The sequence below is a fragment of the Synechococcus sp. R8-2 genome (genome assembly GCF_047461715.1).
Classification (GTDB): domain Bacteria; phylum Cyanobacteriota; class Cyanobacteriia; order Thermostichales; family Thermostichaceae; genus Thermostichus.
Genome location: NZ_JANSHQ010000647.1, coordinates 1 through 881, shown reverse-complemented (window position 1 = coordinate 881; position 881 = coordinate 1). Strand labels below are relative to the sequence as shown.

Sequence of the window (881 nt, the reverse complement as noted above, 5' to 3'; positions counted from 1 at the left end):
CCCCCCTCCATTGCCTTTGGCCAAGACCGGATTCCCAGCCGCATGTGGATCTATGGCATCTAGTGAGGATGTTAAAGCCCGAACTGCCGAACTGTTGCGGCTGTACCACCAGAATCGCGATCCAGCCCTGCGCAACCGGCTGGTGGAAATGAACTTGGGCTTGGTGCGCAAAGAGGCCCACCACTGGCGCAACCAATGCAATGAGGGGTACGACGACCTGGTGCAAGTTGGCTGTTTGGGTTTGATTCAAGCTATCGAACGCTTTGACATCAGCCGAGGCCTGGCTTTTAGCTCCTTTGCCCTGCCCTACATTCGCGGAGAAATTCAACACTACCTGCGGGACAAAAGCCCCACCATGCGGATCCCACGCCGCTGGACGACCCTGCAACGACAAGCCAAGAAGGTGATTGCCCGTCTGCGGCAAGAGTTGGGCCGTTCTCCCTCTGAGGCCGAGGTGAGGGAAGCCCTGCAACTGACGGAGCAGGAATGGCGAGAGCTGGAGCTGGCCCAACAAAACAGCCTTTTGCTCAGCCTGGATGCTCCGATTCAAACTGAGGAAGACAGTGTTGCTCTGGGGGAGGTCGTTCCGGATCAGCGCTACCGCAGTTTTCAACTGGCTGAAGAAGATCGTATTCGCCTACAACATGCCTTGGCTCAGCTGGAGGAACGTACCCGCAAGATTTTGGAATTTGTCTTCTTCTATGACCTCACGCAAAAAGAAACGGCAGAGCGGCTAGGGATCAGTGCCGTTACCGTTTCCCGCCAAGTCAAAAAGGGGCTGGAACGCCTGGCTAAGTTGTTGAATCAAGATATTTTTTGAGATACAGCCCGTTACAAATTAAGGGATATAAAAGGCTATAAAAATCGTGTTTCCGAGGCTT

At 54.0% G+C, this 881-nt stretch carries 1 protein-coding gene; it reads left to right on the top strand.

Features of this window, described 5'->3' with window-relative positions; translation table 11 throughout:
• Nucleotides 1–52 precede the first annotated feature (52 nt).
• Nucleotides 53–820 (top strand): RNA polymerase sigma factor SigF, encoded by a 768-nt coding sequence (locus tag NW819_RS13460; RefSeq protein WP_041436760.1) that lies wholly within the window; start codon nt 53–55, stop codon nt 818–820.
• Nucleotides 821–881: the final 61 nt, after the last annotated feature.